The 26784-nt window shown below is 30.6% G+C and carries 28 protein-coding genes; 13 read left to right on the top strand and 15 right to left on the bottom strand.

The annotated features are described in order from the left end of the window. Positions 1 to 6 precede the first annotated feature (6 nt). From ACNQF9_RS13435 to ACNQF9_RS13425, 3 genes are all read left to right on the top strand, one after another. Complete coding sequence (locus ACNQF9_RS13435) at positions 7 to 429, top strand: response regulator (protein WP_417990394.1); 423 nt, start codon at positions 7 to 9, stop codon at positions 427 to 429. Between the two features lie 8 nt (positions 430 to 437). Next, positions 438 to 2789 carry a hybrid sensor histidine kinase/response regulator gene (locus ACNQF9_RS13430; protein ID WP_417990393.1) on the top strand — a complete coding sequence of 784 codons (2352 nt, stop codon included), beginning with the start codon at positions 438 to 440 and terminating at the stop codon, positions 2787 to 2789. A 126-nt stretch (positions 2790 to 2915) separates the two neighbouring features. Continuing rightward, the gene (locus ACNQF9_RS13425) at positions 2916 to 3284 is read left to right on the top strand and encodes a response regulator transcription factor (protein ID WP_417961371.1); all 369 of its coding nucleotides are present in this window, start codon (positions 2916 to 2918) and stop codon (positions 3282 to 3284) included. Positions 3285 to 3453: 169 nt separating this feature from the next. Here ACNQF9_RS13425 and ACNQF9_RS13420 read toward each other — a convergent pair whose 3' ends face one another. The 7 genes from ACNQF9_RS13420 to ACNQF9_RS13390 form a co-directional block, all read right to left on the bottom strand. After that, the gene (locus ACNQF9_RS13420; RefSeq protein ID WP_417990392.1) at positions 3454 to 4326 is read right to left on the bottom strand and encodes an HAEPLYID family protein; all 873 of its coding nucleotides are present in this window, start codon (positions 4324 to 4326) and stop codon (positions 3454 to 3456) included. Between the two features lie 69 nt (positions 4327 to 4395). Then, positions 4396 to 4785: a hypothetical protein gene (locus tag ACNQF9_RS13415; RefSeq protein WP_417990391.1), complete on the bottom strand. Its 390-nt coding sequence runs from the start codon at positions 4783 to 4785 to the stop codon at positions 4396 to 4398. Between the two features lie 89 nt (positions 4786 to 4874). Further along, a complete protein-coding gene (locus tag ACNQF9_RS13410; protein ID WP_417990390.1) occupies positions 4875 to 5324 on the bottom strand; it encodes an endo-arabinase in 450 nt (149 codons plus the stop codon). Positions 5325 to 5877: 553 nt separating this feature from the next. Continuing rightward, positions 5878 to 6462, bottom strand: a complete 585-nt coding sequence (locus tag ACNQF9_RS13405) for a fasciclin domain-containing protein (RefSeq protein ID WP_417990389.1) — start codon at positions 6460 to 6462, stop codon at positions 5878 to 5880. A 360-nt stretch (positions 6463 to 6822) separates the two neighbouring features. Then, positions 6823 to 7347 carry a DUF4251 domain-containing protein gene (locus ACNQF9_RS13400; protein ID WP_417961361.1) on the bottom strand — a complete coding sequence of 175 codons (525 nt, stop codon included), beginning with the start codon at positions 7345 to 7347 and terminating at the stop codon, positions 6823 to 6825. An 88-nt stretch (positions 7348 to 7435) separates the two neighbouring features. Continuing rightward, positions 7436 to 7867: an META domain-containing protein gene (locus tag ACNQF9_RS13395; RefSeq protein ID WP_417990388.1), complete on the bottom strand. Its 432-nt coding sequence runs from the start codon at positions 7865 to 7867 to the stop codon at positions 7436 to 7438. A 121-nt stretch (positions 7868 to 7988) separates the two neighbouring features. Further along, positions 7989 to 8906: a YihY/virulence factor BrkB family protein gene (locus tag ACNQF9_RS13390; RefSeq protein WP_417990387.1), complete on the bottom strand. Its 918-nt coding sequence runs from the start codon at positions 8904 to 8906 to the stop codon at positions 7989 to 7991. Between the two features lie 281 nt (positions 8907 to 9187). On the opposite strand from ACNQF9_RS13390, the gene ACNQF9_RS13385 reads away from it, so the two are divergent. Next, positions 9188 to 9964 (top strand): superoxide dismutase, encoded by a 777-nt coding sequence (locus tag ACNQF9_RS13385; RefSeq protein ID WP_470303287.1) that lies wholly within the window; start codon positions 9188 to 9190, stop codon positions 9962 to 9964. A 224-nt stretch (positions 9965 to 10188) separates the two neighbouring features. Beyond that, entirely contained in the window at positions 10189 to 11388 is a 1200-nt protein-coding gene (locus tag ACNQF9_RS13380; RefSeq protein ID WP_417990386.1) for an LETM1-related biofilm-associated protein, read from the top strand. A 29-nt stretch (positions 11389 to 11417) separates the two neighbouring features. Here ACNQF9_RS13380 and can read toward each other — a convergent pair whose 3' ends face one another. From can to ACNQF9_RS13360, 4 genes are all read right to left on the bottom strand, one after another. Further along, positions 11418 to 12053 (bottom strand): carbonate dehydratase, encoded by a 636-nt coding sequence (gene can / locus ACNQF9_RS13375; RefSeq protein ID WP_417961353.1) that lies wholly within the window; start codon positions 12051 to 12053, stop codon positions 11418 to 11420. A 104-nt stretch (positions 12054 to 12157) separates the two neighbouring features. Next, on the bottom strand, positions 12158 to 13816 hold the full coding sequence (locus ACNQF9_RS13370) for a SulP family inorganic anion transporter (RefSeq protein ID WP_417990385.1): 1659 nt from the start codon (positions 13814 to 13816) through the stop codon (positions 12158 to 12160). Between the two features lie 90 nt (positions 13817 to 13906). Continuing rightward, on the bottom strand, positions 13907 to 14188 hold the full coding sequence (locus ACNQF9_RS13365; RefSeq protein WP_417990384.1) for a hypothetical protein: 282 nt from the start codon (positions 14186 to 14188) through the stop codon (positions 13907 to 13909). A 131-nt stretch (positions 14189 to 14319) separates the two neighbouring features. Next, positions 14320 to 14799 (bottom strand): Dps family protein, encoded by a 480-nt coding sequence (locus tag ACNQF9_RS13360; protein ID WP_417961347.1) that lies wholly within the window; start codon positions 14797 to 14799, stop codon positions 14320 to 14322. 121 nt (positions 14800 to 14920) lie between these two features. On the opposite strand from ACNQF9_RS13360, the gene ACNQF9_RS13355 reads away from it, so the two are divergent. Further along, positions 14921 to 15862: a LysR substrate-binding domain-containing protein gene (locus ACNQF9_RS13355; RefSeq protein WP_417961345.1), complete on the top strand. Its 942-nt coding sequence runs from the start codon at positions 14921 to 14923 to the stop codon at positions 15860 to 15862. 30 nt (positions 15863 to 15892) lie between these two features. On the opposite strand, the gene ACNQF9_RS13350 is transcribed toward ACNQF9_RS13355, so the two are convergent. Together ACNQF9_RS13350 and mnmC2 are read right to left on the bottom strand one after the other, a co-directional pair. Then, a complete protein-coding gene (locus ACNQF9_RS13350) occupies positions 15893 to 16090 on the bottom strand; it encodes a hypothetical protein (RefSeq protein ID WP_417961343.1) in 198 nt (65 codons plus the stop codon). Positions 16091 to 16236: 146 nt separating this feature from the next. After that, on the bottom strand, positions 16237 to 16899 hold the full coding sequence (mnmC2, locus tag ACNQF9_RS13345; RefSeq protein WP_417961341.1) for a tRNA (5-methylaminomethyl-2-thiouridine)(34)-methyltransferase MnmC2: 663 nt from the start codon (positions 16897 to 16899) through the stop codon (positions 16237 to 16239). A 295-nt stretch (positions 16900 to 17194) separates the two neighbouring features. Here mnmC2 and ACNQF9_RS13340 point away from each other — a divergent pair, with 295 nt between their 5' ends. Then, positions 17195 to 18262 carry a branched-chain amino acid aminotransferase gene (locus ACNQF9_RS13340; RefSeq protein WP_417961339.1) on the top strand — a complete coding sequence of 356 codons (1068 nt, stop codon included), beginning with the start codon at positions 17195 to 17197 and terminating at the stop codon, positions 18260 to 18262. A gap of 98 nt (positions 18263 to 18360) precedes the next feature. Here ACNQF9_RS13340 and ACNQF9_RS13335 read toward each other — a convergent pair whose 3' ends face one another. Next, positions 18361 to 18744 carry a pyrophosphohydrolase domain-containing protein gene (locus ACNQF9_RS13335; RefSeq protein WP_417961337.1) on the bottom strand — a complete coding sequence of 128 codons (384 nt, stop codon included), beginning with the start codon at positions 18742 to 18744 and terminating at the stop codon, positions 18361 to 18363. Positions 18745 to 19319: 575 nt separating this feature from the next. Between ACNQF9_RS13335 and ACNQF9_RS13330 the strand changes: the two genes are divergently transcribed. From ACNQF9_RS13330 to ACNQF9_RS13315, 4 genes are all read left to right on the top strand, one after another. After that, entirely contained in the window at positions 19320 to 20441 is a 1122-nt protein-coding gene (locus tag ACNQF9_RS13330; protein ID WP_417990383.1) for an SRPBCC family protein, read from the top strand. 60 nt (positions 20442 to 20501) lie between these two features. Continuing rightward, a complete protein-coding gene (locus ACNQF9_RS13325; RefSeq protein WP_417961333.1) occupies positions 20502 to 21044 on the top strand; it encodes an RNA polymerase sigma factor in 543 nt (180 codons plus the stop codon). Positions 21045 to 21076: 32 nt separating this feature from the next. Continuing rightward, entirely contained in the window at positions 21077 to 21490 is a 414-nt protein-coding gene (locus ACNQF9_RS13320; protein WP_417990382.1) for a hypothetical protein, read from the top strand. A 112-nt stretch (positions 21491 to 21602) separates the two neighbouring features. Beyond that, positions 21603 to 21989 carry a sensor of ECF-type sigma factor gene (locus ACNQF9_RS13315; protein WP_417990381.1) on the top strand — a complete coding sequence of 129 codons (387 nt, stop codon included), beginning with the start codon at positions 21603 to 21605 and terminating at the stop codon, positions 21987 to 21989. 62 nt (positions 21990 to 22051) lie between these two features. On the opposite strand, the gene ACNQF9_RS13310 is transcribed toward ACNQF9_RS13315, so the two are convergent. After that, positions 22052 to 23095, bottom strand: coding sequence for a sialidase family protein (locus ACNQF9_RS13310; protein WP_417990380.1), 1044 nt, complete (start codon positions 23093 to 23095; stop codon positions 22052 to 22054). Between the two features lie 112 nt (positions 23096 to 23207). Here ACNQF9_RS13310 and ACNQF9_RS13305 point away from each other — a divergent pair, with 112 nt between their 5' ends. Together ACNQF9_RS13305 and ACNQF9_RS13300 are read left to right on the top strand one after the other, a co-directional pair. Beyond that, complete coding sequence (locus ACNQF9_RS13305; RefSeq protein ID WP_417990379.1) at positions 23208 to 24566, top strand: hypothetical protein; 1359 nt, start codon at positions 23208 to 23210, stop codon at positions 24564 to 24566. 117 nt (positions 24567 to 24683) lie between these two features. Further along, the gene (locus tag ACNQF9_RS13300; RefSeq protein ID WP_417961323.1) at positions 24684 to 26645 is read left to right on the top strand and encodes a KUP/HAK/KT family potassium transporter; all 1962 of its coding nucleotides are present in this window, start codon (positions 24684 to 24686) and stop codon (positions 26643 to 26645) included. Positions 26646 to 26784 lie beyond the last annotated feature (139 nt).

Here is a 26784-nt window from a genome sequence, read left to right as displayed (position 1 = left end):
TTTGTTATGGGAAATACAAACATCTTACTCGTTGATGACAGGAAGACTATTATTGAAAATATCAAAAAGTCTTTTTTAGAAATTAATATTAAACATACTTTATTTTCAGCAGAAAATGAAAATGAGGCATGGTTAATGCTGAATGGTTCTCATAAGTTGAATCCAATTCCTAAAATTATTTTGATTGATGTAAATCGTACAGAAAATAAAGGAATTGATTTATTAAATGCGATACGAAATCATCCAGATTTAAAATCAATTTTAGTGTTTGTAATTACTGATTCTGTTAAAAATTTAAATAAAGCAGCAGCTTTGAACTTGAATATTGCCGGTTACATTCCTGTGTCATTTGAAAGCCAAAAAGTAAATGATTTTCTTTCGATATTGAATGATTATTGGAACATCATTGAATTTTCAAGTCAAAAATAAAAAAATGTATGGCCCTTGTTTTAAAAATATTAATTATTGATGATGATAAGATTGATTCAATCACCATCAGTCGTTCCATTTCTCAATCTGGTATAATTGCAGAAGTTGACAGCGTTTTTTCTGCAGAAGAAGGAATTGAAAAGATTAAAACATTGTATTATGATTTAATCTTTTTAGATTACATGATGCCAGACACTGATGGAATCTCTTTCTTAAAAAAGATACGAGAGTCAGGAATAGAAACCCCAATAATTTTTGTAACCTCTCAAGGAGACGAGAAAATTGCAAGTCAGGCGATTTTAAGCGGAGCTTCGGATTATATTCCTAAAACGTTGTTGACTCCTGATGGAGTTTCCCAGAGTATTAGAAATGCAATTAAATTGCACGAAAGTTTAAAACTGAGAAGAGTGACGGAATTAGCCTTGAAGGTAAACGCCAACCGGCTTCAGGAAGCTCAAAAACTATCTAAAATAGGGAGCTGGGAAATCAATTTAAACAATAATGAAGTGTATCTCTCCGATGAATTTTTTACAATTTTTGAAGTTGAAAATGTACCAGTACCTACTGTTGATTTTTTTAAGTCCTGTTTTATTGATGCCGAGGATTTAGCTCTTTTTGAAAAGAATCTCAACCGTGTTAAAACGACTAACGTAGAAGTGCAATTCCATCACAGTATAACTAGTAAAAAGGGAACAGTAAAGTATATTAATGAGTTTATAAAATGTCTAAATGATGAAAACGAAAAGCCGTATAAAATTCTAGGGACCATTCAGGACATAAGTGAACAAAAACGCACGGAGGCGGAATTGATAAAAGCCAAAGAATTAGCGGAGAAAGCAGTTGTTATTAAAGAGCAATTTCTTACGAATATGAGTCACGAAATTCGAACTCCAATGAATGGGATTATTGGATTTGCCAGAATTCTTGAAAGTACGAAATTGGATAATGACCAAAAGCAGAGTGTGGAAGCCATTAAAAAAGCAAGTCATAATCTGATGCATATTATTAATGATATACTTGACTTTTCTAAAATTGAAGCCAATAAAATGACTTTTGAAGAAGTGAATTTTTCTTTATCAAAAACAGTTAATTACGTAATTGAATTACTGGCGCCAAATGCTAGAGAGAAAAAGATAAAATTATTATACGATATCAACCCAAATATAAGTGATAATCTAATTGGAGATCCTACAAAATTATCTCAAATTTTAGTCAACTTGATTGGTAATGCTTTGAAATTTACTGAAAAAGGATTTGTAGAATTAATAATTACTGAAGAGCAGGAATCTAAATCTCATTCTCTAGTTAAGTTTTCGGTAGTGGATACCGGAATAGGCATACCAAAAGATAAAATAGATTCAATATTTGAAAGTTTCAACCAGGCTTCAAACGAAACAACAAGAAAATATGGTGGAACCGGACTTGGACTTACAATTACCCGTAAACTGGTGGAGTTACAAGGTGGGAAAATCACTGTAGAAAGTGAAGTTTCTAAAGGGAGTGAATTTTCATTTTCTTTAGAGTATAAAAAAGATGAAAAAGGAATATTAAGCCCCGTTAAATCAAAAAATGTAACAATTGACCCGGATTTTTTGAAAGATACGAGAATACTTTTAGTTGAAGATAACGAGCTGAACCAGCTCCTAGCCATCAAAGTTTTTGAAAAATGGAATAAAGAAATTGATATTGCTGAAAACGGAAAAATAGCAATTGATAAATTAGAGAACAACGAATATGATATTATTTTGATGGATATTCAAATGCCTGAAATGGATGGAAATGAGCTAACGCATTACATTCGGAACAATATGCAAGAGAAATCTGATATTCCAATTATTGCCTTGACTGCCCATGCTACTTTGGATGAAGAAAAGAGATGTCTGAAGAATGGAATGAATGATTATTTGTCTAAGCCCTATGATTTTAATGTGTTATTGGAAAAGTTATATAAAAATCTAAAAAAAAAAACAGTAAATAACATGCTAAAATATGAATCACTAAGTAAAGAGATAACAACGGAAAAACTAGTTAATTTTGAATATTTAAAAGATTTATCAGAAGGAGATGATGCTTTTATAAAAAGCATGATTGCTATTTTTTTAGAAAATACACCTGAAACAATTGAAACAATTATTGAATCTAACAGAAATGACGATATCAAGATACTGAAAGAAGAAATTCACAAATTAAAATCATCTATTAGTTTATTAGGGATAGTCAAAGCTTCGGATAGTGTTGCTATTATTGAAAAGGAAATAGAAGAAAATCCTTATAGTCAAAAAAGGAAAGAGGAAGTAGTTTATTTGAGTGCAATTTGTCAACAGGCGATCATTGAATTGCAGTCGATTGAAGAATATTAAATTTTAGTAAAGATTATTTTGAATCAAAAAAAAAATTTATACTTTGAAAAGTAATTTTAACGTATTTACTATTAAAGTATAAATGATTAATAATCCCGTTTTTTAAGACCTATATAACCAATTTGTATGAAGAAGATTTTAATTGCTGAGGATGATGAAATGATGTTGAAGACCATGGAATTTAAATTAAAAAAAGAAGGGTATCAAGTGATATTATGTCCAAACGGTCAGATAGCATTAGAAAAAATAGTTTCAGAAAATCCGGATTTAATAATTTCAGATATTATGATGCCTTTTGTAACAGGATTGGACATTGTAAGTAAAGTAAAAATTGAGTTGAAACTAAACATACCAATCATTATACTGTCGGCAGTGGGATTAGAAAAAACAGTTCTCGAAGCATTTGAACTTGGAGCAGATGATTTTATAACAAAGCCATTTAGTCCCAATGAATTGTCAGTTCGGGTAAAAAGACTTTTGTTAAAGAAAAATTAATTCACAATGTTTTTGAGGCTGTATATTATCTCCCAGGGATCAAATTTGTAGAGAGGGATTTATTGCCAATATCATACAATTTTATAGATTTTAAAAACCTCGCTCAAAAATATTTTGGCGAGGTTTTTTTGTCTGTAAATCGTAACTTAAAGAAAAAAAAATTTTTTCGTTAATGTGAAGGTTCATAGATGAGGCGTAAAAAGGTACTAAATCGTTGGTTTTCTCTTTTTATTGGAATACCGGTTACGATTCCTATAAGTAAACTTTTGGTCACTTCAACTCGCATTTGTGGCCGAATAGTCATATCAAAATCGTTTTTTTTGATTTCTTTATTAAATTCAATTCCAATAAAATTTCTGGTTCCCGGAATCATGTAATGAAAATTGGAATTTATTTGCCAATCCGTTTGTTTTGCATTATCTAAAAAACGAGTTGAAAATTGAGGGCCAGTGTATAAAAGAGTATGGAAATTCTGCCCCCATCGTTTTGCCATTACTAAGAAAGGATTGTATACATTTCCTGTAAAAAAAGTATCATTGCGATAATTTTTAAAATCAGTTAATTGGAATTCTTGAATATAGCCCACAGCCATTGAGGTCTTCCTTTTTTCAGATACAAAAAAGGTATATTGAGCCGCTAATTTTATACTGTTAAGACTGCTTCCAGGGGTGCTTCCATTCCCGTTAGTAGGATAATATATAGAAAAGGGTAGTTCAACTTCAAGCCCTAATCTATCAATTGGTGCCCATTCATATTCTATGAGTGCAGTATATTCATCATGAGTAGTATTGTCGGTTAATCCAAGCCCTAAATTCCATTCCCTTTCTCCTTTTCGAGCACCAAGATCTCTAATTAAGTCAATATATAGAGGTTCTGCATGGAGTACTTTCGGTCTTTCTTTTTTGCCTTCAACTTCTTGAATGTACAGACTGTCTTTAATACTTTTTTTTTGATCATTCTCTATTTGTGCTAGAGAATTCGTAACTGAAATTACAGTTAATAGGAAGGCACATACCTTAGTCTTGAAATATTGGGTAGTCATTTTTAATTTTTTTTAAGTGAAGTCATTATTTTGTATTTAAAATAAAGGGAGTAACGCTATAAATAAAAATTAAACTTCTGGCGGTGGGGTGTGTATTTCAAAATAAGGGAGTAAGAGGGCTGAATTTTGCACCTCTAAATTTTGGTTTTTTAAAAGCAAATATTCATGGTTTATGGGAATGGCTATTATTGGTAAGACAAATAAATCCAAAGAAAAAGTGTTTTTGCCAAAGAAGTTTTGGTTACTGTCATTATCATCATATTCAGCGATTGCATTTTCAAACCCTAATACCTTTTCTACCACTATTTCAATAATACTTTCCGGATCATTATAAGTTAGATCTTCAGGGAAATAATTAGGTTGTAAATCAGGAGAATCAACAAAACAGTTCAGAAGATACAAGGACATGAAACCCCAAAAAAATCGAATTAATAAACTATTTTGTGTCAATTTAAACATTATGCATAATTACATAAAATTACGCTGTAGCAGAGATAAATATTCGTTAAAATAAAATAAAATTTATCTGTGACACTATCGATTTATAGCTACTGTTCTGATTTATAGATATGAATAGATTGGCCCACTAATTTCCATTGACCTTCAATTTTTTCTAACATTCTTATTTCATGAGAATAATTTTTTTTACCATCTTTTGTGGTTGATTCTTCATCATGGCTTACCCAGGCGGTGTTTTGATTGATACTCATCTTATAATTTGTATTTACTGAAAAACCGCCATTGCCCATAGATAAGGGGTTAGTATTGGTCATCGCAATGGGAGGGATATCCATTGTTACACCTTCAGGAGTCGAAATTAAAATCCTACTGTAGGGCTGAATATACCAGCAATCAGCATGTCCTTTACCATCTCCCGCTCTCCATGTTGCGGATTCTTTTTCCAATAATTTTTTGATACTTGTTGATTCAGTAGTTTGCTGGCTGTATGTTAATGTGACAACACTTAAAAAAAGATAAAAGGATAATTTCCATTTCATAATAATACTTTTTAGATGGTAATAAATGGTTGTTATTGAATTTAAATTCTAAATTTAATTAAAAATTCACAAAAATAGATTGTAGGTTTTGTTTTAGGGAGAATATTTTTCATTCAAAGAATAAGTTTCTAATTCTGAATAAAACCGATTATACATTTTCTAAAATCATTATTTTAAACGAGTCTGTTTTTTTGATTTAATAATTAGGTTGGATGACCCCTAATATTTCTGAAATTTCATCTAAGTTTTTTCCTTTTTCTTTGTGCATTTTTAATACCTATCAATGCCACCAAAAATCACTTCACAATAAAGCTATTTATAAGGATAGATTCTTATAATATAGATCAAAATTTGTATAATGGTCTAAGCTGTATTTCAGACTAATATTTGGTTAATGTTTAGGCTACCTTATTTTTAATATCTAACAATTCACGAATCAATTTATAATTGAATAAAACAAGGGATTAACAAAAAATTATTTTAAAGGTAATCAATTGTCAAAAAAAAACCGTTGCATTTTTGCAACGGTTTTTGAAAGATGTTTTTTAAAACCTTATTTAGGCATAACCACTGTATCAATTGCATGTATCACACCGTTTGATGCGGCAACATCAGCCAAAACTACTGTTGAAGTAGCACCATTAGCATCTGTCAACATTACTTTTCCGTCTTTTAAGCTCAAAACAATGCTACCACCTTGAACTGTCTTTACAGTAAATTTTCCATTATTTTTGTTTATTGCTTCAATTACTGCAGCGGCCTCAAATTTTCCAGAAACAACATGATAAGTTAATACGGATTTAAGTTTATCTAAACTTTCGGGTTTCAATAAATTATCTACTGTCCCTGCTGGAAGTTTTGCAAATGCTTCGTTTGTTGGTGCAAATACAGTAAATGGACCATCTCCACTTAACGTTTCAACTAGTCCTGCTGCTTTAACTGCAGTAACAAGGGTTGTGAAATCTGCATTTCCAGAAGCCACACCTACTATATTTGGTGTTTCAACTACTATTGTAGTGTCCATTACGACCGCAGTAGAGTCAGCCATGTCTGTTGATTCAGCTTGTTTTTTTTCTCCACAAGAAGTTGTAATTACTCCTACTAATACAAATGCGCTAATTGTTTTTACTAATTTCATAGTTAATGTTTTAAGTTTAAAAAAAGTTATTAATCAAATATACACATAATAATTAATTGTTTATCTTTTTTAACAATTAATTAAACAAAAAATAAACTAACCGTAAGTGTTAATAGGATGATTAAAAGGGAATAATACAGATTAAGGGGTTAGTTGGGTTTTAATTATAGGTTTATTGGAATAGAAGTAGTCTTTGGCAATTATTTGAAAAATGTTTTCAATTGTTGAAATTATGTAATTGTAAAAATGACGACTTGTTTTTTAATTATATAAAATACGTACAATTAAGAAGTATGTTTTTGGTATCTCTACTTCATTCAAAATTTTAAAATAATTTCAGCAAACTGTTATTGGCTGTTATTATAATTTACTTTCTTTTGCCTCTAATGGCTTAATTTCGCCATTGTAAGAAATGGTACTCCGATTATTAGAACTAATAGAAAGTGTCGCACTTCCGTTTCGGAAAACCGAAAGATTCATTCTGTAGGTATCTTTTTCGCCCTTTACAACTGCTTTAATCAAATACGATTTTTTTGCCTTTTCGATAGTAAATTCTTCAGGGGTTCCCTCAAAATTTAATCCTCCGTCCAAACCATAACCTATTGCACTAAATGCTCTGCCAAAAAAAGGCATTTCACTTTTGATTGTTTGAGGATGAAATTGAATATAATTTGGATTCGAAGTTAAATCCATATTTCTAAACCCTTGGGGTAAAGCCATTCTTGCTACGAAAACGAACATTTTTGAATTAACCAATACATCAATTTGTTGCTGATTCGCTAATTTACGTTCTTCTCTTAATTCTACCCTACTTTTTACTTGAGCAACCGTTGAAACTGTTGTCGATGAAAGAAAAAGTAGAATAAACATTTTTTTTATTTTCATAACCTATAATTTTAATAATATTAGTAGTGTAATCTCATAGCAAAAAACATTGTAAAATACTAAGATTCAAGAATATTAACTTCTTAATTTATTTTTTAACTAAACGCATTCTTTTGATTTCTCCAGAAATTAAATTCAATGTTTTTCCATCTTTTGAAATTGAAAAAGAATCAATTTTTTCTAACGTACTCAGATAAATATTTTCTGACGAAACATCAGAACACATCATTCTTGTTACTGCAATAGGTTTTTTGAAACTAATTTTATTTTCCCAAACGCTTAGTTTTCCATTGTAATTATTACAACCTGCATTACCCGAGAATATGCTATCCTTTGAGTCAAAAGTAATAATTGGCTTTTTATTTGGATCTAATTTATCGAAATCTATTTTGGATCCTGAAATGTAATTTAATTCCCATGATCCTTCTAATTTGATTGTTTGATAAGTTGCTTTTTTTTCAGTAGTACAAGACAACAATACCAAACATAAAGTGGTCAAGGATATAATTATTTTTTTCATTAGGCTTTTAATTTCTAGGCTAATCCAAAACAAAAACATTGCCAATTATGAAGTTTCATTAATGTTTATTAAAAGAGCAAATAGGTAAAATCTCTTCAACTTAAACATTCTGATGCAATGTTTACTTTTTTTTCACTTCAGTAACTTCTATTTTTATTCCTACTGCATATGCATTTGGAATAATTTTATTACCATGAGCATTCGCATAAACTTTTGTGAATTCCGCTCCAAAATATAAGATTATTGCGGAATAATACACCCAGATTAATATAATAATAATTGAACCCGCAGCTCCATAAACAGTAGCTACAGTTGAGCTTCCTAAGTAAAAACCAATTGCAAACTTACCAAACATAAAGAAAAATGAAGTGAAACTGGAACCAATAAAAGCATCTTTCCAATCAATGTTTCCATCTGGCAAAGTCTTAAAAATGATTGAAAACAATACCGTAGTAGTTGCAAATAAGATCAAAATATTAAAAATATAAAATAGGTAAACAGTTCCATCAGGAAAATATACCAATAACCGTTCATTTATAACATCCATAACTGTATTAACCATCAAACTAACCATTAGCAAAAAACCAACTGAAGCAATCATTGAAAACGACATCAGTCTGTTTTTAAGGAACTTCACAATGCCTTTATTTGGTTTTGCTTTTAAACCCCAAATAAAATTTATTGAGCTTTGTATTTCAGCAAATACACCTGAAGCCCCTATGAGCAACATAATTCCACCAAATAGTGCGGCAAAAGTATTGCTCTCTGACAATTCAATATTTTTAATGGTTTCCTGAATTTGAATCGCAGCCTCATTACCAACCATTCCATTTATTTGACCAAAAAAACGACCGGTAACTGCTTCTCTTCCAAAGAAAAAACTAAAAATAGATAAAATAATAATTAACAATGGTGGAAGTGAAAAAATGGTGTAATATGATAATGATGCACTTAGTTTTATGGCATTATCATCATCAAATTCTTGGTATGTTTTTTTTAATAAATCCCAACTTATAATAGCTATTTGTTTATGTTTCATGTTTTTAAATTACTTTAGAGATAATGGAAACGAGATTGGCTTCTTGTTACCCTATAATGCTGTTTACATTATACTTTATATAGTTACTATTCCCTATCAAAATTACAAAGATATTGTTTAGCAATTGGAAATGAAATTTATATAATTCCTTGAAAATAACGTTTAAATATTTATATTGATAATGGAGAAATCAAATTTTAAGTCTTTATTAACCCATTCTTATCTGTAAATGTTTAAATTTATATACTATTTAATATCTTTTTTAGGATAAATTTTTAACTATGGAAAATAATAATACACGAAGAAATTTTTTAAAACAAACAGCCATACTTTCTACAGGAACAATTATTGGTACCAGTTTATTTAATTCTGCTTTTGCTTCAGAGACTACTTTAACTATTGAAAATCCAACTTTGGGATTAGATACTCTAGATGTTCAGGGATTGTATACTCTTCCTAAATTAGATTACACATATGACGCTTTAGAACCTCATATTGACAAAACTACGATGCAAATTCATCATAGCAAACATCATCAGGCCTATGTGACAAACTTGAATAAGGCCATCGAAATAGTAGATAAAAACCTCCTAGATCATTCAAAATCTCTGGAAAATATCTTCGAAAAAATGTCTAAGTTTCCAGAAGCCATCAGAAACAACGCGGGTGGGCATTATAATCATAGTTTGTTTTGGGATTTAATGAAACCTAATGGCGGTGGTCTTCCAAAAGGCAAATTAGCCTTGGCCATAACTAGTACATTCGGTTCTTTTGATGAATTCAAAAAACAATTTAGCGATGCATCTATGAAGCGTTTTGGTTCTGGTTGGGCTTGGTTAGTAGTCCAAGACGGAAAATTAGTAATTGGTTCTACCGCAAACCAAGATAATCCTTTGATGCGATTACGCGGCAAAGGGCTTAAGGGCAAACCCGTTTTAGCATTGGATGTATGGGAACATGCTTATTATTTAAAAAATCAAAACCGAAGAGCTGAATATGTAGCTTCTTTCTGGAATGTGGTTAATTGGGATACCGCAGAAAAATTATTTATTTCGTAATAAAAAAACTCATATGAAGCCCTGATTACTATTTATTAATCAGGGTTTTATCTTTAAATTAAATTTTGTTACTCCATCCGTTTTTTTAACTATTACAGTAAATGTATAGTCTTGTTACCATTTTGAAAAGAATCAATTATTAAATATAATATCTGTGTTAAACTAAAAAGTACAAGCAAAAACTATCGCAAAAAAGTATAGCTTTGTAACTTTAAATTAATACAATGATTAACCCTTCGGCATCTGGTTGGATAGACAAATTTTTTATTGAACAAAAATTTTCTCAAGAAACTGTTTCTAAAACGACTGATCTATTTTATCAGAAAGTTAGAAATACAGGTTTTATTTACGGTCATATCATCACCTTTGATACTGTAGCAAGAATTGATACCAAAGATTGGTTCAAAGATGAGATTTCTAAAGTTGCTCTTTTAAACATATTATATGATGTTTTTTGTTTAACAAATGCCGATATAAGTTCTGAGAATTTCATTAATAAAGTCCTAACTTTTTATAATCAAATGCATCCTCAGGGATTTAATTTATTTAAAAAAATATTACCAAAAAATACTCCAGCTTTAACTTTAGAAAAAATTATTGATGAACGTGTTCAAACTAATGATAGTATAATTAGTAAGAATTTTTCTCATCTTGTGACCAATGCTTTGCTGTTTATTGATGTACTTGCTTTTCGACAATATTTAATACATGGAGCAATCCCAGATAAATACTTAAAAAAAATAGAAGAAACCATTGTTAATATTGTAACACTTGCGTTAAAAATTAAGTCTAAGAAAACACAATACGATGACTTGTTGATCAAACTTTTTGAAGCTTCTATACGGTACAGCAAATTTTCTAAAATTTATGTTCATAGTTTAGAAACATTACAACTGGATTATTACACTAGCGAATTAGAAAAATATTATTTGATAGACATTGCAGGTATGGCCTTGTGGAGCGATGGAGAAATAGAAAATGACGAAATGTATTTTTTGCATTCATTAGCTGAAATTCTTTCTGTTCCGGATGATTTTGTTAACCAAAGCATATTTAGTACTCATGAATTCATATCAAAGTATAAAAAGGAAATACCTTATTTCAATTATTCAAATCCCGTTAAACATTTTTATGATCAAACGACTCAAAGCGTGGTTACACTAATTACTCGGAATAAAAATCGATTGATAAAGGAAATTGTTCAAAGTAAAGAGTTGATGGTATTACTAGCGTATTCTACTCGTAGAGATTTAGACGAAAAAGAAAAAAGAAAGGTTAAAAAGCAATTGTTAGAAATTTGTAAAACCATCCCCTCTTTGGCGATATTTTTACTTCCCGGCGGTAGTTTATTATTGCCTATTTTAATAAAGTTTATTCCAACACTTTTGCCGTCTGCTTTTAATGAAAATTTAGACAAAGAATAAAAAAATCCGCTAGAGCGGATTTTTTTTTTTTAGAACTTCAATTGATATACTTCGTCTAAATCTTTTTCGGAGCTGATATTCACATCTAAATCCGTGACAAAACCGGAATTGAGCCCATAAGCCCAACCATGTAAGGTTAAGTCCTGACCGTTTTTCCAAGCCGCTTGTACAATTGATGTTTTGGCTAAATCGAAAACTTGTTCTTTTACATTTAATTCTACAAAAGTATTAAAACGCTCTGTTTCATCCTCAATAGAATCTAAATAGGTACTGTGCAAGCGATATACATCTTTTATATGTCGAATCCAGTTATCTATAATCCCAATAGAGTCATTTCCCATTGCAGCTTTCACTCCTCCGCATCCGTAGTGGCCACAAACCAATACGTGCTTTACTTTTAGAACATTTACAGCATAATCCAAAACACTTAACATATTCATATCGGAATGGACCACCATATTGGCAATGTTCCTGTGTACAAAAACTTCACCGGGTTTTGCTCCTACTATTTCATTTGCAGGTACCCTACTGTCAGAACAACCGATCCATAATAATGGTGGAGTTTGCCCTTTGGCTAGATCTTCAAAATAATTAGGGTCGCTTGCTAATGATGTTTCAACCCATTTTTTATTATTTTCTAATATTTTTTCATAAAAATCGCTCATAATCGTGTAGTAATTATTTTATTTATAAAAATGCTTCGTTTCCTATTTATAAAATCCTATGGGACTTCTTTTTTTTACTTTATTTTCTATTGTATTGTAGTTTCTTATAAGTTAAGAAACTCTTCTTTAATTGTTTCTTTTTTGACCATAACTCTTTTGGCAGCATCATAATAATGCTCTATCGTAACATGGTTTTGAGTTCCCTCACTATTCTCTAATTGATATGCTTTTTTAAAGCCTTTAAGTTTGACTTTAATGTTATTATCTACGGCTCTTGTTGTTTTAAACTCATGTATTAAATCTAAAATATCATGTGCTATATAGACGGTATCTTTAGCATCAATGATTACTTTTGAATTTTCTGGAATATCATTCAAAGTAGATTTTATTGCTGCTTTATTTAAGAAAGAAACCTCTTGTGCCAAATCAATATGAATCACATCTCCATCCGCGTATTCTTCTTTTCTGAAGCTATACGCTCTTTTCAGATTTCCTTTTAAAACAAAAATAATACTAATAACAATACCTAATGCTACTCCTTTTAATAAATCTAAAAAGACAACGGCTAATAATGTTGCAATAAAAGGCACAAATTGATATTTTCCTTTTTCCCAAAAATGTTTGAATGTTGCTGGTTTAGCTAATTTATATCCTATTAGAATTAATATAGCGGCTAAAGTAGCTAAAGGGATCTTATTGAGGATAACTGGAATTGAAAGTACACTCACCAATAATAAAACGCCATGAATAATCGTTGACATTTTAGATTTGGCTCCCGAATTACTGTTTGCGGAAGAACGCACAATTACAGAGGTTAATGGTAAACCTCCTAAAAGAGAACTTATCATATTACCTATTCCTTGTGCTTTTAATTCCATATCTGTGTTTGTATATCTTTTTTGAACATCCATTCTATCTGATGCCTCAATACTTAGAAGGGTTTCAATCGAGGCCACAATTGCGATTGTAAAGGCAATTATCCAAACTTTAGGATTCATAACTCCAGAGATGTTGGGTGTGACGATTATTGATTTAAATTCTTCAAAGGAAGAGGGTACCGGTAAAGAGACTAAATGTTCTTTTTCAATAACTAGTACACTGCCAGTACTTTTAAAAATCTCATTTAAAATAACTCCAATTGCAACTGCAATTAAGGCTCCAGGAACTAATTTTAATTTTTTCAAAAAAGGGACTTTATCCCATGAAATCAAAATTAGCATCGATACTAATGTGACAGTAATTGAACCTATCTGAATATAATCAAAAATACTAAACAGCGAAGAAAACGTATTACTCCCATCCATTTGTGAAAACGATTGGTCTCCTTCGAAGTCATTGTCATAGCCAAAAGCATGTGGTAGTTGTTTCAGAATTATAATGATTCCAATTCCTGCTAACATCCCCTCAATAACATTTGTTGGAAAATAATTAGAAATACTTCCAGCCTTTAAAAATCCTAATATTAGTTGTAATAGACCTGCAATGAAAACTGCAGTTAAAAAAACATCAAATGCACCTAAATCTGTTATAGCGGTAAGTACAATAGCAGTTAGGCCAGCAGCTGGTCCAGAAACACTAATATTGGATGTACTTAAATAACCAACTATAATACCTCCAACAACACCAGAGATAATTCCTGAAAACAATGGCGCACCTGAAGCCATCGCAATACCTAAACACAAGGGTAGCGCTACCAAAAAAACCACCAAACCAGAAGCGAAATCGGATTTGAGGTTAGCAAAAAGACTATTTTTTTTTGTCATAATACCTAACTAAAATGGAATATAAATGATTTTTCTCTTGAATAATTGAGAGAATAGATTTTAAAAAAAAATATTAAAATCAGAAATATATTAAACTTCGTTGGGAGGAGGAATAAAAATAGAGGACGTAATATTGTCATGTTTTGATAAATTCTCGGATAAAATAACATTAGACGACAATTTTATTGGATTTATGAGATCAGGAGTATACTCTAAATAAAAAAAAGTTTTAATCTCTTTGTGTACATGTTCCTCTTCAGACATACTGTAGAAAATAGAAATGTCAGCACTTTTCTCAATCACAGTAACTATTGTAGGTGTGACAAGAAATGTAATAAATATAATTAAGAATATTTTAGAGATCATTTTCATTGTCGCAAAAATAGAATTAAGTTTATTAAAAAAACAGTAGTTATTCTAAAATTTAAAAAAAAATTAACATTCAAAAAAAAGCAATAAAACGAAATTTAAAATTTCGTTTTATTGCTTTTTTTATTAAAAAACTACAAGCTTTCTTCTAGCCAAGCTTGCATCATCCATATCGTTTTTTCTTGCTCTGAAATAAAATCGCTCATCATAGAATTAGTTCCTTCATCATTAATCTCTCCTGATTTGTTGAGAATCTCTCTTTCAATTTTTAGTAAATGAGACAATGAAGTCACAATCAAATGAACGGCTTTTTCATCATTTGAAATATTCTTACCTACTATCAACTGATTATTTTTAATATAATCCTCAAATGTATGAAGAGGAGTTCCACCCACGGTAAGTACTCTTTCGGCAATTAAATCAATTTTTATTTGAGCGTCCGTATAAAGCTCTTCAAACTTTACATGTAAATCAAAAAAACGTTTCCCCCTGATGTTCCAATGAATTCCTCTTAAATTTTGATAATATACTTGAAAGTTTGATAATAAGATATTCAATTCATTCACGATTAATTCGGATTCTTTAACGGGTAATCCTAAAATATTTGTTTTCATGTTTACTATTTTTTATTATATAATTTCATTCAAATGTAAATTTAGTGCAAGATAAATAGAAAACACTATAATAAAAAGTTATTGTTTCATTAAATTTGCATTAGATATTATTATTATTATTATGACAATAACTCAACTAAAATATGTTCTTGCTGTAGCGGAGCATAAAAATTTCACTCTTGCTGCCGAAAAATGTTTTGTAACTCAGCCTACATTGAGTATGCAAATTCAAAAAATAGAAGAGGAATTAAGTATTCAGATATTTGATCGTACTAAAAAACCAATTCAACTTACTGATATTGGTCAAAAAATAGTTACTCAAGCCAAAAATATCGTCAATGAAGCAGATCGTATTCAAGATATCGTAGAGCAACAAAAAGGTTTTATAGGTGGTGAATTCAGACTCGGTATTATACCCACGATTATGCCTACCTTATTGCCAATGTTTTTGAATAATTTTATTAAAAAGTATCCAAAAGTAAAACTCATAATTGAAGAGTTAAATACGGAGGAAATCATTATAAAACTCAAAAATGGACATCTTGATGCAGCGATTGCAGCAACTCCTTTGATGGACGAAAACATCAAGGAATTTGTATTGTATTTTGAACCTTTTGTGGCTTACATTCCAGAAAGTCATCAGAATTTTCAAAAAAAAGAAATAGAAATTTCAGACCTAAATTTAGATGAAATTTTACTTTTGCAGGATGGTCATTGTTTTCGAGACGGAATTTTAAATTTATGTAAAAACCACAGTAAAAGTGAAATTGGACATTTTCAAATTGAAAGTGGCAGTTTTGAAACCTTAATAAAACTAGCCGATGAGGGCTTAGGTACTACTTTACTACCTTATTTGCATACTTTAGATTTAAAAGACAAGGATAAATTGAAATTACGCCATTTTAAAGAGCCCAAACCTGCAAGAGAAGTGAGCTTAATTTTTCCGAAAAGTGAATTGAAAATTCAAATAATCGAAGCTCTTAGAAGTACAATTGCGGGAGTAATAAAAGGAGCAATTGTTTTTCAAAACGTACAAATTATTAGTTCAGTACATAAGAAATAAAAAAAGGAACCGTTTTACGGTTCCTTTTTTTTATGAATTCACAATTAATAAATATTGCTTTAACTCTGGTTTTCCTATCGTAAAGTTTACTAACCATTCACGCAACTGTTCCATTTCGTAAGGTAATAGCATTTTGATTGCCTTTTCTAGCTCCTTGCAAAAAAGCATTGGATCAAAACTTACTCTTTCTAAAACTGATTTTGTATAATCGTACATAATTTTCGACATAATAAATGAAGATTTTGGTTAGATTCTAATTCTAAAGTGATGTAAAAATACATTTTTTGAAGGTAGAATGTAATTATTTAACGAAGTTTTTGGTTTTTTATTTTATTAGAATTAACGGTTTTTCTAATAGGAAGCAATACTTAATTTTATTGCTTTTTAGCACGAAACATTTCTCTTTTTCCAGGTGGTCCTTCTAGTTTTTCAACAGTAAAGCCTACTTCAATCATACTTCTTTTTACGACTCCTCTTGCGGCATAGGTAACTAATATTCCATTTGTTTTAAGCGCTTTATACATTTTTTCAAAAATTTCGGTACTCCACAATTCAGGTTGTACCCTATACCCGAAAGCATCAAAATAAATTAGATCAAATTTGTTTTCGTCATCAATTTCTTGAAAAAACTGTTTCCTTTTAGTAAGTGTAAAATCATTATTTAAAACAATTTTTTCTTCCCATTTACTTTCATGTATTGTATCAAAAATTCCGCTTTCTAATGTCGCATTTAATTCGGCAACATAATTCATTTGTAATACTTCATCTATTGAGATCGGGTAGGCTTCAACGCCAACATAATCGATGATTTGATGCATTTTCTTTGCTTCCAGAACGGTAATAAAAGTATTCAAACCCGTTCCAAATCCTATTTCTAAGATAGAAATTTTTTGGTTTTGAAATAGCGAAAGTCCATTTTTGATAAAAACATGTTGCGCTTCCTGAATTGCCCCATGCTTAGAATGATAACATTCATCCCATTCCGTTATTTGGATGGTTGTAGAACCATCAAGTGTCTGGATTATTTCTCTTTTCAAAATTTTATGCTAAAGTTAAACTGATTTTCAAAAATATACAATTGTCAAATTTAATCAAAACTAATCCTTTTGGTACTGAAAAATGCTATTTATTATATAATCCATAGCATAAAGGCTATTTTTTTTTGATTTTCTAAAACGTAAATAAATCGTAGTCAATAGCTATATTTAATGTTGTTTTCATAAGAAATTTGTTGATTTTTTTTTATTTTTGCAAATATTAAACAGCAATTCATTGAATTCAGTTTTTTTTATGCATTCGCTTATCACTTATAAAATAAAAATAATACATACTATGAGTACAACTCAAACTAACAAAATTGAAATAATAAAAGCAGCAGCTTCAAAAATAAATGAAGTTGATTTTGAAAACTTAAACTTTGGTTCCGTTTTTACCGATCATTTATTAGAATGTGATTACACAAATGGAGAATGGCAAAAACCGATTATCAAACCGTATGCGCCTTTTTTATTAGATCCTTCCGCAAGAGTTTTTCATTACGGTCAAGCTATTTTTGAAGGAATGAAAGCCTATAAGGATGAAGATGATGACGTTTGGCTTTTTAGACCTGATGAAAATTATAAAAGGTTCAACAGTTCTGCGATAAGAATGGCGATGCCGGAAGTTCCAGAGGAAGTTTTTATGGAAGGTTTGAATCAATTATTACAATTAGATGAAGCTTGGATAAAAAAAGGAAAAGGGAATACGTTATACATTAGACCATTTATGATTGCAACGGGTTTAGGAGTTATTGCAAATCCATCTAATGATTATAAATTTATGATTATTCTGTCTCCTGCAAAGTCTTACTATTCAGGGGAAGTAAAAGTACTTATAGCAGAACATTTTAGTAGAGCAGCAAATGGAGGGATTGGAGCTGCTAAAGCTGCCGGAAACTATGCTGCACAGTTTTATCCTACTAGCTTAGCAAACAAAGAAGGTTTCCAGCAAGTTATTTGGACGGATGATGCTACCCATACAAAACTAGAAGAAGCTGGAACTATGAACGTGTTCTTTAGAATAAACGATACGTTATTAACTGCTCCAGTTAGCGAAAGAATTCTTGACGGGATTACTAGAAAGAGTCTTATTGATATGGCTAAAAAAGGAGGGATCGATGTTCAGGTGCGTCCTGTTTTAGTGTCAGAATTGGTTGAAGCTTCTAAAAATGGAACCTTGAAAGAAATTTTTGGTGCAGGGACAGCGGCGGTAGTTAATCCTATTATTGGATTTTCTTACCAAGATCTTTACTATGAATTACCAAAAATAGAAGATTCAATGGCATTAGACCTAAAAGAGCAATTGACAAGCATGCAACATAAACTCTCTGAAGATACATTTGGATGGACAGTTAAAGTATAAGTTATCAAAGTTTAATTATAAAAAGCGATTTTCGACATGAAAATCGCTTTTTTATTTAAATAATGCTTTTGTAGATTTTGTTTAAGGGAGTATAATTATTATTCAAGAATTTTAGAAATATCAGGTCTGGAATAATTTGGACCCTTCATCACTTTTCCGTCTTCACGATAAATAGGATTTCCATCTTGATCCAATTTACTCATATTACTGCGCTGAATTTCATCAAAAACGGCTTCCATTTTATCCTGTAAACCATGCTCAATAATGGTTCCGCAAAGGATATACATCATATCTCCCAAGGCGTCTGCAATTTCGGTTAAATCATTATTTTTGACTGCTTCTAAGTATTCTTCGTTTTCTTCTTTCATTAAATTATAACGAAGTTCATGTTTTTGGGTCCCTAAATTAGCAATAGGCTTTTCATTGTAATCAATTTTGAAAGTAATGTGAAAATCTTTTACTGCGTTTATTTGTTTTTGCATCTTTTTTTATTTGTCAAATGAAAATACAATTTAGGAAACTATTATTAAACAAATAACTAAATTTGTCAAAAAATATTTTAATTATGTTTAGTCAAGGACAATTAGTGTTTGCGGGCCTTTTTTTTATTGCGTTTGTAATAGCAATGATATACGCTTACCGAAAGGATTTAGCGTTACACAGAATGTTTTATAAAGGAAATTATAAAATTTTGATAGGGTTTGGAGTTTTTATTGGAATCTTATTTTTAATAAAAATATTTTTTAAGCGCTAGCTTTCTGTAATTGAAGAAATAATGTCCACTTATTACGTGGACTTTTTTGTTTTTATTATTTTAGGATTGAAAATGTAAAACGCTATTAATTAATTTGTTATAAATAAAGATAGTTCTAACAATTAATTCAATTTATAAAATTGATTCTAGACAAGTTTAAAATGGAATTGCCCTAAATTATAAAGTATTCTAATATAAATTTTAAGTTTTTCGTAAATAAAAAATAGAACCATATTTTTTTACACTTTCTATGACTTGTAAATTAAATCTTTAACTTTACAGAAATTAATAAACTTGTATATTATGAGGATTTTAAAATATTTATTTCTTTTACTTCTGCTAAGCGTTGTCGCATTATCGATTTTTGTAGCCACTCAAAAAGGTGCTTTTATTGTAGAGCGGAGTCAAATTATAAATTCTCCAAAATCGCATGTATTTAATTTTGTGAATGATTACAGGAATTGGGAAGACTTTGGTTCTTGGATTGTTGAAGATCCAGAAATGAAAATTAGTTATCCCAAAAAAACAATTGGACCTGGAGCTTCGTATTCTTGGGAGGGTAAAGACGGAACGGGTGATATGAAAACCCTATTTGTAAAAGAAAACGATAGTATTTCTCAAATAATGAATTATAATGGCACTGAATCTTCCGTTTTTTGGAGTTTCAAAGACACAATAGGAGGGACAAAAGTTACTTGGAAAACCATAGGAAAAATGAGTTTTTCTATGAAAGTATACACTGCATTCAATGGAGGTATTGATAAAATAATTGGAAAAATGTATGAAAAAAGCTTGACTAATTTAGATAAAACGCTAGATTTTGAGATCAATACCTATACCGTAAAAGTGGATGGACTGGCAAAAAAAACGGGTACCTTTTATCTTAAACAAACTTTTACCAGTAAAATTTCTAACGTCACTAAAAATTCTAAAATTGTATTTTATAAGATTATTACTTTCTGTAATGAAAATAATATTGAATTAAATGGGAAACCATTTTTATTATACCATACGTATGATTTTGTAAACGGATTGGCAAGATTGTCGTTTTGTGTACCAATAAAAAATCAAATTTCAACCAGTTCAGGAAGTGATATCTTACCTGGTAAGCTGGAACCGTTTGATGCTGTAAAAACAACTTTGAGGGGAGATTATTCGCATATTAAAAAGGCATTGGATAAAACATCCAACTACATTACCGCTAATAAAATTGTTTTAGATCCAGCTTTTTTACATTTGGAAAGTTTCACTATTAGCAGAGCTGAAATCAAGAATCCTTCAAAATGGGTGACTGAAATTTATTTTCCTATACTACCAAAAGTAATCCCCGTAAAAGTATATGCTCCGGCTGTTATCAAAAAAGTTGAAACGATAAAAACAGCTGAACCTATTATCAATAAAGAAGATGAGCAATCTGAGTTTTAAAAATTGTTTATCTGATTAAACCTTTTTAATACATTCCATTCTAACTCCTAAATAATAATTTTGCAAGAAGAACAGGAATTTATAACCCAATTATTAAATCCAAAAACGCAAAACCAAGCGTTTCAAAAGTTGATATTAGAGTATCAAAGGCCTCTTTACAATCACATTCGTAATATCGTTTTAAATCATGATGATACTGACGATGTACTGCAAAATACTTTTATTAAAATATTTCAACATTTAAAAAATTTTAAAGGGGAAAGTAAACTCTTTTCATGGATGTATCGCATTGCTACAAATGAAGCCTTAACATTTTTAAAACAAAAATCAAGAATAAGCGGTATTTCATCTGAAATCTTACAGAACAAAGTGATAGATAATTTAGAAGCCGATGTGTTTTTTGATGGCAATGATATTCAAATAAAATTACAAAAAGCGATTGCATTATTACCTGAAAAACAGCAATTGATTTTTAAAATGAAATATTTTGAAGAACTCAAGTACGAAGAAATTTCAGAAATTTTAGGTACTTCGGTTGGAGGTCTAAAAGCATCCTATCATATAGCAGTAAAAAAAATTGAAGCTTTTGTTTCGACAAATTAAACCTTTTAGTCCTAACGCTGTCTAAATACAATATGAAAACATTTAAACTAGAAAAAGAACGTAAAATTGAAACAGGATTCAAGACCCCTGATCATTACTTTGATAATTTTCCAATTAAAATGATGGAGCAATTGCCTGTTGGTGAACCAAAAGTATTTTCAATTTTTCAAAAAAGAAAAAATTTAATTTTAATGGTAGCTGCAGTTTTCTTACTGGCTTTAATGATTCCTATAATAAATTATTCCTCTAGTAGTGCCAAAGAATTGGATTCAGCTGCATTAGAAAATTACATTACCTACCATTCTAATGTGAATCAATATGATTTGATAACTATTCTTGAAACGGAAGATATTAACACTATTAACTCTAGTGTTGTATTAGAAGATGAAGCCATAGAAGATATTTTATCTACAAACTCAAATTTAGAAAATCTTATTTTAGAGTAAATAATAAACTTGCTTTTAAGCTTAAATTAAAAATAATAAAATGAACATTAGAAAATTATTACCTGTAGTATTCCTTTTTTTTTCATGTAACTTTTACGCTCAAGGCGAAAGCATGAAAGAAAAAAAAGAAAAAATAAAAGCGTTGAAAGTAGCTTTTTTTGCAACTGAACTAGATTTAACTTCCAGTGAAGCAGAAAAATTCTGGCCACTTTACAATACATTTGATGAAAAACAATTTGAATTAAGACATCAAAAAATGAGGGCTTTTATGAAGAGAATGGGTGACGGTTCATTAGATAAAATAACTGAAAAGGAAGCAAATACTTTCTTAGTTCAAATGGAAGATACCGAAGAAGAATTATTTTTAATTCGAAAAAAATTCACCCAAAATTTGAGAACAATAATCCCTGCTGTGAAAATTATTAAACTTAGGAAAGCAGAAGAAGATTTTAATAGAAAATTACTGCATCAATACCGTAATAAAGGTCCAAAGAAATAATTGTTTTTTTATTAATTCGTAAGATATCCTAAGTGCTTGTTAAATTTGGTACTTAGGATTTTTTATTTAAAATTAATGCGGATCATTTTGTTTTGCCCGGCAGCAATAGCCGTTTTTTTATTTATAAAACGTATCGTGAAAAGGCTAGAATCCGCAGCTAATTGTGTCCATGAAGTACCACTGTCTCTGGAATAATAGATTCCCGAAGTTCCTACTGAAATAAGTTTTTTCCCGTTACTTTTAGGAATATATTGTACACATGAAGCGTAACCGAATGCTTGATTTTGACCAACAAGTTTCCAGGTTTTTCCACCGTCTGCCGTTACAGCTTTGTTAGAAAAGTTCTGGTTCTTAACTTCATAATCACCTCCCGCCACAAATCCATTATTGGAATCATAAAAATCAGCAGTGAAAATTCCTGTCATTGATTTTCCTTGTACAATAGGCGTTTCATATACAGACCAATTATTTCCTCTATCGGGGGAATAGAAAACTCTAGATTTTTTTCCGCCTGAAACAATCCAGGTATTATTTTTTTTAATTACAATGTTAGTGTTGCTAGCCGCAAAAGCAGCTTCACCAGTAGTAATGCTTGGTAACTTGCTACAGGGTATCTTTTGCCAAGACTTGCCTCCGTCGAGAGTTGTAATTATATTGAGACAATTATTTATTGGATCACCCATAGCAATTCCCTCTTTAGCATCCCAGAATTGCATGCTGTCATAAAAAACGTTCTCATGGTTTTCCTGATATACTAATTGATTTTTGTTGTTATCTTTTGAAATCTGATACAAAAATGCAGGATTTGCTACATTTAAAATAAAAATATGTTTTCGTGTTTGAGCAATACTTCTAAATTCAAGTTTTAAAGAATCATTAACGATTGTTTTTTCAGTTTTTTTATTGGTGTTCAAATTATAAAAACCATATCTTCCATTATCAGCAGCATACCAAATTTTGTTTTTATCAATTTGAATCGCTCTAATACTTATTTTATCTTGGAATAATGTATCAATTATGATAGATGATAAACTAGTTGTGTTTACGCTTGTTTTACAAGACACAAAAACAAACAGACACATTAAGACTAAAATAATATTTTTCATTTGCCTACATTTTGAAGCTAATTTACAAATAAAAATATAACAGCAAACAGAGTCATAAATTAATTGGCATAATAATTGGATATCGAAAAAGAAGAACTTAATCCAATCAACTATGAAAACGAAACTAATATTATTGAGTCTATTGACTACTGTTTTCTCAATACAACTGCAAGCGCAAAACAGAACTTCAGTAAATGCCATGAATTCCGAAATCAGCGATAACCTAGATTTAAGGGCGGTTGCTTCTATTTTTGGCGATTCAAGGGACCTACAGGATTTTGAAAGAAGACTAAATGATCCGGAACTTCAAATATCCAATTTAGATTTGAATAATGATAATCAAGTTGATTATTTACGTGTTATAGAAACGGTAGAAAACAGGACACACCTTATCATTGTTCAATCTGTTATTGATGAAGATGTGTACCAAGATGTAGCTACTATTGATGTAGAAAAAGACAGAAACAACAAAATTCACGTGCAAGTAGTAGGGGATGTTTTTATGTATGGCCAAAATTATATTTATGAACCGGTTTATTATAGTACTCCATTAATTTACGCATCGTTTTGGTCTACTAATTACCGTCCTTACTATTCCTCATGGAACTGGAATTATTATCCTTCGTATTACTATGCATGGAACCCATTTCCAGTATTTCGATATAGAAATAACATCAATATTTGCTTAAACATTAATAACAATTATAATTATGTAAGCCATAGGCGAAGTGATCGTGCAGTTGTTTTACATAATTCAAGGCGTTCTAATGGTTATGAAAGACAAAATCCAAATTATTCTTTTTCCAGAAGAAATACTAATGTTACAAACCGGTACGAATTAGATCAGAGAAGAGGTTCAAGAAATGAAATTAGCGCTACTAATAGAAGAAATTTAGCTCAAAGAGACAATTCTCAAAACAGAATCAGTTCATCAAGAGAATCAGTATCACAGAGAGCTCAATCACCTAGAGATTATTCACAAAATAGAGGGGATTCTTCTAGAGAGGCGACACCACAAAGATCTGATTCTTCAAAAGATTATTCTCAAAACAGAACTAGCTCATCAAGGGGTGCAGCACCACAAAGAACAGAAGCACCAAAAGGTTATTCTCAAAATAGAGGTAATTCTGCGAGAGAGGCGGCACCACAAAGAACAGAATCACCAAGGGATTATTCTCAAAATAGAGGAAATTCTGCCAGAGAGGCGGCACCACAAAGAACAGAAGCACCAAGAGATTATTCTCAAAATAGAGGAAATTCTACTAGAGAGGCGTCACCACAAAGAACAGAATCACCAAGAGATTACTCTCAAAATAGAGGAAATACTGCCAGAGAAGCGGCACCACAAAGAACAGAAGCACCTAGAGATTATTCTCAGAATAGAGGGAATTCTGCTAGAGAGGCAGCACCACAAAGAAGTGAATCTCAAAGAGGCAATTCGTCTTCAAGAAATGACAATAGAAGATCATAACGAATACTATTATAAAACGAAACACACGGCTATCAAAGTCGTGTGTTTTTTTGAGTATAAAAAAGCTCTAAATTTATTTTAAAAGTGTACTTTTGACAAGTTTTTTAAAAATATTACATGAGCACATCTCACAAAGACTTACATAGTAAATTAACATTAGGTGGATTATTAATTTCATTAGGAATAATTTATGGTGATATAGGGACCTCCCCATTGTATGTAATGAAAGCCATATTGGGGGATCATGTTATTGATCCTGCGGTTGTTTTAGGTGGAATTTCATGTGTTTTTTGGACGCTAACCTTGCAAACTACAATCAAATATGTTCTAATAACATTAAGTGCGGACAATCATGGTGAAGGAGGGATTTTTGCGTTATATGCTTTAGTTAAAAAAACAAAAATTCAATGGTTAATTGTTCCAGCTATTATAGGAGGAAGTGCTTTACTGGCTGATGGGATCATTACGCCCCCCATCTCTGTCTCATCAGCAGTAGAGGGAATTAGGACTTATTATCCTGAAATAAATACAATACCAATTGTTATAGGTATCTTATTTGTACTTTTTGCAATTCAGCAATTTGGAACAAAATTAGTTGGTAAATTTTTTGCCCCAATGATGCTTATTTGGTTTGGAATGCTGGCTGTTCTGGGTGCTTCGCAAATTGTGCAAAATCCCGAAGTTTTAAAAGCAATCAATCCGTATTATGCTTATCATTTATTGACAATTCATCCTGAAGGTTTTTTTGTATTAGGTTTTGTATTCCTGTGTACCACTGGTGCTGAGGCCTTGTATTCAGACATGGGGCATTGTGGACGAAAAAACATTAGAATCAGTTGGATTTTTGTGAAATCGGCATTAGTGCTAAATTATTTTGGACAAGCTGCTTTTTTGATCCGTCAGGAGGGCGAAACATTACAAAGCTTAGGCGGAAAGAATGGAAATCCTTTCTATCTTATTATGCCGGACTGGTTTCAACCAATAGGAATTATTATAGCAACACTTGCAGCCGTAATAGCCTCCCAAGCATTAATCAGCGGTTCCTTTACATTGATAAATGAAGCCATGCGCTTGAATTTTTGGCCAAAAGTTAAAATAAAATATCCTACTGAATTAAAAGGGCAATTGTATATTCCGTCCATAAACTGGTTATTATTCATTGGATGTGTTGGTATCGTGTTGCACTTTGAAGAATCCAGTAACATGGAACATGCTTATGGATTAGCAATCATTCTGTGTATGATAATGACAACTGTATTACTTAATTTTTATTTGATAATGAAAAGAGTAAAGTTGTATTTTATCGTACCCTTGATTACGATATATCTCATAATTGAATTTAGTTTCTTAATTGCAAACATTACCAAGTTTGCCGAAGGAGGTTATGTTACTCTGCTTATAGCAATCACTTTGATTAGTATAATGACAATTTGGTATCTAGCTAAGAAAATTAATAAAAGTTATACTAAAATTGTTAAAATTGAGGATTATAAAAAAGTACTAGTCGAATTGAGCAAGGATTTATCAATTCCTAAATATGCTACACATTTAGTTTACATGACTAATGCTGGTAGAACTGATGAAATTGAAGAAAAAGTAATGTATTCCATCTTGCAAAAACGACCTAAAAGAGCCGATATCTATTGGTTTGTACATGTGAACATATTAACGGAGCCTTATAAAACAGAATATAAAGTTACTGAAATCGTTAAAGATGATTTGTATCGTGTAGATTTTAATCTTGGTTTTAGAGAGCCTACTAAAATAAACTTAATGTTTAAAGAGGTTATTAAAGATATGGTTCAAAAAGGGGAAGTAGATATCACCAGCAGATACGAATCGTTGAATAAAAATAACATCATTGGTGATTTTAAATTTGTTTTATCCGAAAAATTCCTTTCAAATGATAGTGACTTGAGATGGCATGAAAAAATAATTATGAACTCGTATTTTTTCATTAAAAAATTAAGTTTATCTGAAGAAAGAGCGTTTGGTTTAGACAGTAGCTCGGTTAAAATCGAAAAATTTCCAATGGTACTTCATGCACCTGAAAAAATAGCATTGACAAGAGTAAAATAATCTTTTAGTTTTTTAAAAATGTAAAAAACATCGTATTGAATACGATGTTTTTTTTGTCGAAAAATTTAAAAACAACATTCATTATTTAAAATATAGCATTCAAATCAATTAATAGTACCTTTGCACCTCAATTATTTAA

Origin of the sequence: Flavobacterium amylolyticum (assembly GCF_048284335.1) — a bacterium.
Lineage (GTDB): Bacteria > Bacteroidota > Bacteroidia > Flavobacteriales > Flavobacteriaceae > Flavobacterium.
The sequence above is the reverse complement of the archived record's forward strand: the minus strand, read 5'-3'. Positions and strand labels throughout refer to the sequence as shown.

Excerpts from the sequence above, each read along its gene's own strand:
- ACNQF9_RS13435 (WP_417990394.1), top strand. The coding sequence starts at position 7 with ATGGGAAATACAAACATCTTACTCGTTGATGACAGGAAGACTATTATT.
- ACNQF9_RS13430 (WP_417990393.1), top strand. The coding sequence starts at position 438 with ATGGCCCTTGTTTTAAAAATATTAATTATTGATGATGATAAGATTGAT.
- ACNQF9_RS13425 (WP_417961371.1), top strand. The coding sequence starts at position 2,916 with ATGAAGAAGATTTTAATTGCTGAGGATGATGAAATGATGTTGAAGACC.
- ACNQF9_RS13420 (WP_417990392.1), bottom strand. The coding sequence starts at position 4,326 with ATGACTACCCAATATTTCAAGACTAAGGTATGTGCCTTCCTATTAACT.
- ACNQF9_RS13415 (WP_417990391.1), bottom strand. The coding sequence starts at position 4,785 with ATGTTTAAATTGACACAAAATAGTTTATTAATTCGATTTTTTTGGGGT.
- ACNQF9_RS13410 (WP_417990390.1), bottom strand. The coding sequence starts at position 5,324 with ATGAAATGGAAATTATCCTTTTATCTTTTTTTAAGTGTTGTCACATTA.
- ACNQF9_RS13405 (WP_417990389.1), bottom strand. The coding sequence starts at position 6,462 with ATGAAATTAGTAAAAACAATTAGCGCATTTGTATTAGTAGGAGTAATT.
- ACNQF9_RS13400 (WP_417961361.1), bottom strand. The coding sequence starts at position 7,347 with ATGAAAATAAAAAAAATGTTTATTCTACTTTTTCTTTCATCGACAACA.
- ACNQF9_RS13395 (WP_417990388.1), bottom strand. The coding sequence starts at position 7,867 with ATGAAAAAAATAATTATATCCTTGACCACTTTATGTTTGGTATTGTTG.
- ACNQF9_RS13390 (WP_417990387.1), bottom strand. The coding sequence starts at position 8,906 with ATGAAACATAAACAAATAGCTATTATAAGTTGGGATTTATTAAAAAAA.
- ACNQF9_RS13385 (WP_470303287.1), top strand. The coding sequence starts at position 9,188 with ATGGAAAATAATAATACACGAAGAAATTTTTTAAAACAAACAGCCATA.
- ACNQF9_RS13380 (WP_417990386.1), top strand. The coding sequence starts at position 10,189 with ATGATTAACCCTTCGGCATCTGGTTGGATAGACAAATTTTTTATTGAA.
- can (WP_417961353.1), bottom strand. The coding sequence starts at position 12,053 with ATGAGCGATTTTTATGAAAAAATATTAGAAAATAATAAAAAATGGGTT.
- ACNQF9_RS13370 (WP_417990385.1), bottom strand. The coding sequence starts at position 13,816 with ATGACAAAAAAAAATAGTCTTTTTGCTAACCTCAAATCCGATTTCGCT.
- ACNQF9_RS13365 (WP_417990384.1), bottom strand. The coding sequence starts at position 14,188 with ATGAAAATGATCTCTAAAATATTCTTAATTATATTTATTACATTTCTT.
- ACNQF9_RS13360 (WP_417961347.1), bottom strand. The coding sequence starts at position 14,799 with ATGAAAACAAATATTTTAGGATTACCCGTTAAAGAATCCGAATTAATC.
- ACNQF9_RS13355 (WP_417961345.1), top strand. The coding sequence starts at position 14,921 with ATGACAATAACTCAACTAAAATATGTTCTTGCTGTAGCGGAGCATAAA.
- ACNQF9_RS13350 (WP_417961343.1), bottom strand. The coding sequence starts at position 16,090 with ATGTCGAAAATTATGTACGATTATACAAAATCAGTTTTAGAAAGAGTA.
- ACNQF9_RS13340 (WP_417961339.1), top strand. The coding sequence starts at position 17,195 with ATGAGTACAACTCAAACTAACAAAATTGAAATAATAAAAGCAGCAGCT.
- ACNQF9_RS13335 (WP_417961337.1), bottom strand. The coding sequence starts at position 18,744 with ATGCAAAAACAAATAAACGCAGTAAAAGATTTTCACATTACTTTCAAA.
- ACNQF9_RS13330 (WP_417990383.1), top strand. The coding sequence starts at position 19,320 with ATGAGGATTTTAAAATATTTATTTCTTTTACTTCTGCTAAGCGTTGTC.
- ACNQF9_RS13320 (WP_417990382.1), top strand. The coding sequence starts at position 21,077 with ATGAAAACATTTAAACTAGAAAAAGAACGTAAAATTGAAACAGGATTC.
- ACNQF9_RS13315 (WP_417990381.1), top strand. The coding sequence starts at position 21,603 with ATGAAAGAAAAAAAAGAAAAAATAAAAGCGTTGAAAGTAGCTTTTTTT.
- ACNQF9_RS13310 (WP_417990380.1), bottom strand. The coding sequence starts at position 23,095 with ATGAAAAATATTATTTTAGTCTTAATGTGTCTGTTTGTTTTTGTGTCT.
- ACNQF9_RS13305 (WP_417990379.1), top strand. The coding sequence starts at position 23,208 with ATGAAAACGAAACTAATATTATTGAGTCTATTGACTACTGTTTTCTCA.
- ACNQF9_RS13300 (WP_417961323.1), top strand. The coding sequence starts at position 24,684 with ATGAGCACATCTCACAAAGACTTACATAGTAAATTAACATTAGGTGGA.